Below are 7,266 nucleotides of genomic sequence, written 5' to 3' on the forward strand. Positions count from 1 at the left end.
CGTCCGGCCGGGACGTCGCGGCTCCGGTCGGCGCGAGGGCTCAGCCCGCCGCGTCCACCAGCGCCAGCTCGTGCAGCCGCTCCGGCGGGCCCGGGCGGGCGTAGTACCAGCCCTGGGCGGTGTCGCAGCCCAGTATCCGCAGCTGCTCGGCCTGTGCGCCGGTCTCCACGCCCTCCACGGTGACCGCCAGATCGAGGCTGTGCGCCAGCGAGACGATGCCCTCGACGATCTTCAGATCGACGGGGTCGGCCGGGAACTGCTGCATGCCGCGGGTGAAGGAGCGGTCCAGTTTGAGCACGCTGACCGGCAGCCGGCGCAGGTTGGCGAGGTTGGAGTATCCGGTGCCGAAGTCGTCGAGGGCGATGTCGACCCCCATCTCGGCCAGTCTGCGCAGCGGTTTGAGCAGGCCGTCGTCGGCGCCGATGAGGGCCGACTCGGTCACCTCCAGGCACAGTGCGTCGGGGGCGATGCCCGCCCGGTCCAGGATGTCGACGGTGTCCTGGACGAGTCCGGGGTGGTGGAGCTGGCAGGGGGAGAGGTTGACGTTGATGCGGAACGGGCCGGCGGAGGCGTGGCGCTCCCGCCACTCGCGGGCCTGCCGCACCGACTGCTCCAGCACCCAGCGGCCCAGCGGAACGATCAGCCCGGTGTGCTCGGCGAGCGGAATGAACCGGTCCGGGCCGAGTACGCCGTGCTGCGGATGCAGCCAGCGCACCAGGGCCTCGGCGCCGCGCACGCTGCCGTCGCCGAGGTGCACCAGCGGCTGGTACTCGATGAAGAACTCGCCGCGGTCCAGGGCCGCCGGCAGCGCCGTGGTCAGCCCGTGCCGGGTGATCGCCCGGGCGTCGGCCTCCGCGTCGGCGAGCTCGAAGCGGTTGCCGCCGGCCGACTTGGCCCGGTACATGGTGATGTCGGCGCTGCGCAGCACCTCCGCGGCGCTGCGCTCCCCCGCCGGGCCCTCGACGATGCCGATGGAACCCCGTACGGTCAGTTCGCGGCCGTCGATGCTCACCGGTGCGAGCAGCGCGTTCATGATGCGCGCCGCCAACTCGTCGACCTCGCGCCGGGTGTCGGGCCCGGTGGTCAGCGCCACGAACTCGTCCCCGCCGAGCCGCGCCACCATCTCCCCCGGGGCGGTCGCGCAGGACTGGAGCCGGTCGGCGACCTCGACGAGCAGCCGGTCGCCGGCCGCGTGGCCGAGGCTGTCGTTGATGGTCTTGAAGCCGTCCAGGTCGAGGTAGCACAGGCCGTAGCGCTGCCCCTCGCCCGCGCCGAGCGCCTTCTCCAGCCGTTCGAAGAACAGCGTGCGGTTGGGCAGCCCGGTGAGCGCGTCGTGGGTGGCCTCGTAGCGCAGGCGCAGGTTGAGCAGCCGGCGTTCGGTGGTGTCCTCCATCAACGCCAGCTGGTACTGCGGGAGGCCGTCGGCGTCGCGCAGCAGGGAGACGGTGAGGTTGGTCCACAGCACGGTTCCGTCGGGACGGTAGAACGCCTTCTCCACGTGGTAGTGCTCGCGTTCGCCGCGCACGAGTTCCTCGTACAGCCGCCACACCTGCGGTGCGTCCTCGGCATGCGTCCAGTCCTTGACGTTGCGGCCGCGGACCGACTGCTCACCGCCGCCGAACATCCGCACCAGCGCGGCGTTGACCTGCAGTATGTTGCCCTCCAGGTCGGCGATGCCGATCCCTATGGCGGCGCCCTCGAACACGGCGCGGAAGCGTGCCTGGCTGGCGTGCAGGGCCTGCGCCACCACACCCTGGGCGCGCAGCGCGGCCTGGGCGATGGCCTCCTGCTCGGCCAGTGTCCGCTCCCGCAGTGCCTGGGCGTACCCGGCGGCCATGGCGTGCTGGAGCCGCCCGGACCGGATGCGCAGGTCCTCGGCGTCGCCCTCGCCGCCGCAGTACAGCACCAGGTAGGCGTCGACGCAGTCCAGGCTGCGGCTCAGCGCCTCCGGATCGGTGCAGTGCGCGGCGACCAGCGCGGCACCGACCGCGCGGCCCTCCTCCGGGTCGAAGGCGCGGGCGCGCAGTGCCTCGCTCAGCCGCCTCGCCAGCGGCAGCAGCAGCATGCCGAACTCGACGCCGGTCGAGGACGTGGACGTGACCGGGAACACCGCCCGACTCCAGATCGCGGCGAACCGTCGCAGTCTGCCGTCCGGCCCGTCCGCCTCGGCGCTCACGCCGAACGCCCCACGCCGGCGAACCCGGAGAAGGCATAGGGATCCTCGTCCTCCACCGCGGTCTCCGGCCGCCAGTGCGGCATCGGCACCAGTCCCGGTTCCACCATGTCGTACCCCTCGAAGAACCGCGCGACCTCGTCACGCGAGCGCATGATCAGCGGATTGCGAATGTTCCTGTATACGCCCACTGCGCCCCCTGCACGCTCGGGAGGCAGCGGGATTCCCTCGTACGAGGCATGGGTGAGCAGCAGCAGGCTGCCGGGCGCGAGCGCACGACTCAGCTCGGCCACCGCCCGGTAGGGGTCGTCCTCGTCCGCCACGAAGTGCAGTATGGCAACGAGAAGCAGCGCCACCGGCCGCTTCAGGTCGATCAGGCGCTCCACTTCGGGGCTCGACAGGATCGCCCGGGGCTCGAGCAGGTCTGCGGCGACGACCCCGGCGTCGGCGTTTCCCCGCAGGACCGCCTCGCTGTGGGCCACGGCGACCGGGTCGTGGTCGACGTAGACGACGCGGGCGCCGGGCCGGACCTCCTGGGCGACCTCGTGGACGTTGCCGAAGGTGGGGATGCCGGAGCCGACGTCCAGGAACTGGTCGATGCCCTCGGCCGCCGCGAAGCGCACCGCGCGCCGCATGAACGCCCGGTTCGCCTGCATGATCTTGGGCAGGCCCGGCAGGAACTCCATGGCCCTGCGCGCCGCCTCCCGGTCGACCTCGAAGTTGTGCGAACCGCCCAGGTAGTAGTCGTAGATGCGCGAAACGCTCGGCACCGAGATGTCGATGCTCCGGGGGGCCCAGGCGGGGCGCTCCATCTGCTCTCTCCAAGACATAGGCGATCCGGTGTTCGAGCAGAGGCTACTGATCGCCCGGCAAAGGAGCGAGTGGAAACGGAAATTGACCGTCCGTTACCGGTCACTGCCTGCGGCACGTGCCGCGGTGAAGTTGCCCGCCGGAACCGCGAACAGCCCGGGTGAAGCGGTCGTTGTCCGCCCAGGAGGTGAGGAACCGCGGGTCTCGGGTGAAAGGGAGCACATGGGCCGGCCCCCTCCGAGCGGCACGGAGGGGGCCGGCACCGGGCAGGTCGCGCCGAAGCGGGCAGGGGGTGGTCGACCCTGGGGAAGTGATCCCCCTACTTCTTCGGCGCGCCGACCGGCTTGCCGTCGGGCGCCACGGCGTACCAGGTGCCGCCGACGCCCTGGCCGTTGGTGTCCCCGGGAGACTTGTCACCGGAGAAGGTGTAGACGGGCCAGCAGTTCACCGTCTGCTGCTTGACCCCGTCGGGCCGGGTGAAGCCCATCAGGCCCTTCTTCTGCACTCCCTTGGTGTCACCCGCGGCGACGGGCGGCACCACCGGCCACTTGTCCAGGCAGGCGCCCTTGCAGGCCGACACCGGCTTGGGCCACGCCTTGTCCTTGAGGAAGCGGTAGACGGTCATGCCGTTGTGGTCGACGATCACGTCGCCGAGTTCGGGGTCCTTGCGGACGGACAGTCCGGGCAGGTCCGACAGCTTCGCCTTCTTGCCGTCCGGCGCGAGGGCGTACCACTTCCCGCCCACTGCCTGCCCCTCGACGTCCCCGGGCTCGGTGTCCTTGGCGTAGCGGTAGGCGGGCCAGCCGCCGATGGTGAGCTGCTTGGTGCCGTCGGTGCGGGTCACCTCGCCGAGCATCGCCTTGTCGATCCCCGCACCCGCCGTGGCATCGTCGGCGGGGACCGGCGGCCAGGCTTTGGCGCAGTCGCCGTCGCAGTTCGACTTGGGCGGTTCGGCGGTGTCGTCGTCGAAGCGGTAGAGCGTGAGTCCCGCGCCGTCCGTGAGCACCTTGCCGAGTTCGGCGTTCTCGGTGACGGCCAGTTTCCCCGCCGGCTCGACCTCCGCCGGCGGGCTCGCCTCGTCCTTCGCATCACCGGCCTGCGTGCCGTATCCCGCGCTGCCGGCGCCGCCGGCCGGCGCGGTCGCGCCGACGTTCTGGCCCACGGCCTGCGTGCCACCGCCTTCCTGACCGCACGCCGTCGTCAGGGCCAGCACGGCCACGGCGCTCGCCAGCAGCGAGGCGTTCCGCCAGGAGGTCCTCATGTCGTCAACTCCCATGTGCACACGGTGTTGCAGCGCCCTGCTGCGCCGTCGCACGGCACTGGGTACGCACGGGCACGGGTGCGGTGTTCAATCACGGCGCGGCTTTCTTCCCACCGCCCCTCCCCGACCGCCGCCGGCCGCGAGCCGGCTGCCCGCACGACCGGCGGTCTCGTACGCGCGTGCCCGGGGCCGGACAGGCGAGCACCCGCCGATCAAACCGCGCGGCGGGGACCGTCCTCCCTTCGGGGCAATCCCCCGCCGAGCAGGCGTGTCCCGCCGCCGCAGACCGCATGATCTCCGTCGTGCAGCATGGACCCGAACGGACCCGACTCGCCCTGGTGTCAAGGGTGTTGGCGCTCATGACGCTCGCGTGGCTGCTCGTGGGGGCGCCCGCGGGGACGGCGGAGGCCGACGCGTGCGCCTACGCCTCGACCGGACCGGACGGAGTCGACGCGGTGGCGGTCTCGGGCACCGCCCCCTGGCCGGCCTCCTGGCCGGCCTCCTGGCCGACGCCCCCCGCCTGCCGCTCCCCAGGGCCACCCCCCACCCCGACTCCCGCACCCACTCCGCCGCCGGCGGAACCGACGCCACCACCACCGCCCGAGCCGGTACCCGAGCCCTCTCCGCCGCCCGCCCCGCCACGCCGGCCGGCACCACCGCGGCCCGCCCCGACACGTCCGGCCCCGCCGAAGCCGACGCCCACGCACCGGCCGAGCCCCACCCCCAGCCCCTCCGCGACACCGGTCGCCTACCCGCGCTATCACGCGACGGCGACCCACTCGCGCCCGCACGGCAGGGTGTCGCCGGTCACCTACGTCCTGCTGATCACCATGCCCGCGGTGGTCGCGGTCGCCGCGCTGCGCCCCCGCTGACCGGGATCCCCCTCCGCGCCGCCCACTCCACACCGCCCCTCCACACCGCCGACTCCGCGCCGCCCCGCCGGATCGTCACGCCGGACGGCTCGAGCCGGCCCGCTCACAGCGCCCCTCCACCGACCGGCGGATCCGCTCCGCGGCCCGGGTCCGCGGTCTCGATCCGCACACCCGCCACGTCCCGCACGACCGCCGACGTCCTGCGCCGGTGCACCCCAGGAGGTACTTCCTTGCCGGAATGGCTCGTTCTCACCCTCGCGATGCTGGCCTCGTGCGCCGTGGTGGTCGTCGTCACCATGCTCCGCCACCGCACCGCGTCGGACGACGACGACCCCGACGAGACGCCAGACGTCATCGAGTACATGACCATGTGGATCGGCGTGGTGTACGCGATCGTGCTGGGCCTGGCCATCGCGGGCGTCTGGGAGGCCCGCGGCGCCGCACAGGACCACGTGCAGGCCGAGGCGCAGGCGCTGCACGAGATCGACGCACGGGTCCGGGTGTATCCCGCGGACGTCCGTGACACCGTCCGGGCGGACGTCAACGCCTATGTCGGCCATGTCATGACCACCGAGTGGAAGGCGATGGCCGACCACGGCCGGGTGACCGAGCGGGGCGACGCGCTGCTCGAGCGGGTGCGCCGCGACGTCACGGACTACCGGCCCCGCACGGACTTCGAGGCGCAGGCCTACCAGCCGCTCGTCGACCAGGTGGCCGCGGCCGACCGGGCACGGACCGAACGGGCGGGCTCGATGGAACCGACGATGCCGGGGGTGGTCTGGTTCGGGCTGATCGGCGGGGCTGTGATCACCATCGGCATGGTGTTCGCCCTGCAGATCCGGCGGACACCGCGTGAGCTGGTCCTCGCCGGGCTGTTCTCGGCTCTGATCGCCTTCCTGCTGTTCCTCATCTGGGACTTCGACGCGCCCTACACCCGGGACGTCGCGAACTCGATGGACCCCTTCCTGAGCCTCTTCCCGCACTCCCGGGGTTGACCGTGCCGGCCGCCGGTGTCCGCGTGCCACGCCGCAGCGACCCCCGGACACCGCAGCGGCGTCCACCGTGCGGCCCACACGGTTGACCCGTTCGCGCGACTGCGTTCGCGGCCGCGCACACGCGTTCCTAGCGTTTCGGATGTCGAGGTGCATCCCTGATGCCTGCGGAACAGGTCCGCAGCTGCTCCTCGGGACCCGGAGGATCCACATGCGCGCGATACGCGTCGCTTCGGCCGCACTACTGGGCGTCGGCGCCCTCTCCCTCGCCGCGCCGGCCGCCGTCGCCACCAGCGACCACGATGTCACCCCGTTCGGCTTCAGCGTCGAACCATCGACCATTGCGGCGGGCGGGCAGGTCCGGCTGCGGTTGGAACGGGACGACGGCGGCTGCAAGGGAGCGGCGACCGTCACGTCGGGGGTCTTCGACACGGTGACCATCCCGCGGCACCGCTCGACCGCGACCGCCCGAGTCGACCGGGACGCCCGGCCGGGCGCCGTGTACGAGGTGACGTTCACCTGCGACCGGGTGAGCGGCTCGACGCCGCTGACCATCGCCGGAGGCCACTCGACGGAACTGACGCCGGTGCCGCGGGGCGTGCACGCCGGCCAGGGCGGGAGCGTCGCGGGATTCGACCTGGGCCGGATCGGACTGGGGGCGGCCCTGGTCACCGCCTCGGTCGGTGCGGCGTACCGGCTCGTGCGCCGGCGGAGCGGAGACGGTGCCGCCTGACGCGCGGTCATGGAGACCGTTCGTGGAGTCATGGAGAAGGCCGTCCTCCCGGCCCCTGGTGGGGCCCGGGAGGACGGCCTTCCCTCATGACGTGCGGATGACGCTTGCCGCTTCCCCGTGGCCTGCGGACGGCCGGCTGCCGCTCCGTGGCCTGCGGACGGCCGGCGTGCTTCGCCGCGACGTGCGGATGACCGGGACGCGGGTGACTGGGGTACGGATGACCGGAGTACGTACAGCGTGCGCGAGAGACCCGGGGGCCGAGGGGGCCGCCGTTGCGGACTGGTCGAGCTGCGGTGGTGGCGGGAGGCCACCTCGGCGTTCAGGGGCGAGCACCCCGGGACACGTCCCCGCAAGGGGGCGGCAGAGGGCTGCCGACCGGCTGCGGGCGCGGGGGGGGGGGGGGGGGGGGGGGGGGGGGGGGGGGG

The 7,266-nt window shown here is 72.9% G+C and carries 5 protein-coding genes; 2 read left to right on the forward strand and 3 right to left on the reverse strand.

Annotated features, from left to right (window positions below; all coding sequences use genetic code 11):
• Positions 1 to 40: 40 nt before the first annotated feature.
• The 3 genes from ACL02U_RS27885 to ACL02U_RS27895 form a co-directional block, all read right to left on the reverse strand.
• Entirely contained in the window at positions 41 to 2,176 is a 2,136-nt protein-coding gene (locus tag ACL02U_RS27885; RefSeq protein WP_412793733.1) for a putative bifunctional diguanylate cyclase/phosphodiesterase, read from the reverse strand.
• Positions 2,173 to 2,985 (reverse strand): SAM-dependent methyltransferase, encoded by an 813-nt coding sequence (locus ACL02U_RS27890; protein WP_412793734.1) that lies wholly within the window; start codon positions 2,983 to 2,985, stop codon positions 2,173 to 2,175. Before ACL02U_RS27890 ends, ACL02U_RS27885 begins: the two co-directional genes overlap by 4 nt.
• 317 nt (positions 2,986 to 3,302) lie before the next feature.
• Positions 3,303 to 4,244: an SCO0930 family lipoprotein gene (locus ACL02U_RS27895; protein WP_412793738.1), complete on the reverse strand. Its 942-nt coding sequence runs from the start codon at positions 4,242 to 4,244 to the stop codon at positions 3,303 to 3,305.
• A 1,102-nt stretch (positions 4,245 to 5,346) separates the two neighbouring features.
• Between ACL02U_RS27895 and ACL02U_RS27900 the strand changes: the two genes are divergently transcribed.
• Both ACL02U_RS27900 and ACL02U_RS27905 read left to right on the forward strand, forming a co-directional pair.
• Complete coding sequence (locus tag ACL02U_RS27900) at positions 5,347 to 6,111, forward strand: hypothetical protein (RefSeq protein WP_412793735.1); 765 nt, start codon at positions 5,347 to 5,349, stop codon at positions 6,109 to 6,111.
• A 208-nt stretch (positions 6,112 to 6,319) separates the two neighbouring features.
• The gene (locus tag ACL02U_RS27905) at positions 6,320 to 6,841 is read left to right on the forward strand and encodes a hypothetical protein (RefSeq protein ID WP_412793736.1); all 522 of its coding nucleotides are present in this window, start codon (positions 6,320 to 6,322) and stop codon (positions 6,839 to 6,841) included.
• Positions 6,842 to 7,266 lie beyond the last annotated feature (425 nt).

Origin of the sequence: Streptomyces sp. MS06 (assembly GCF_047200655.1) — a bacterium.
Taxonomy (GTDB): domain Bacteria; phylum Actinomycetota; class Actinomycetes; order Streptomycetales; family Streptomycetaceae; genus Streptomyces.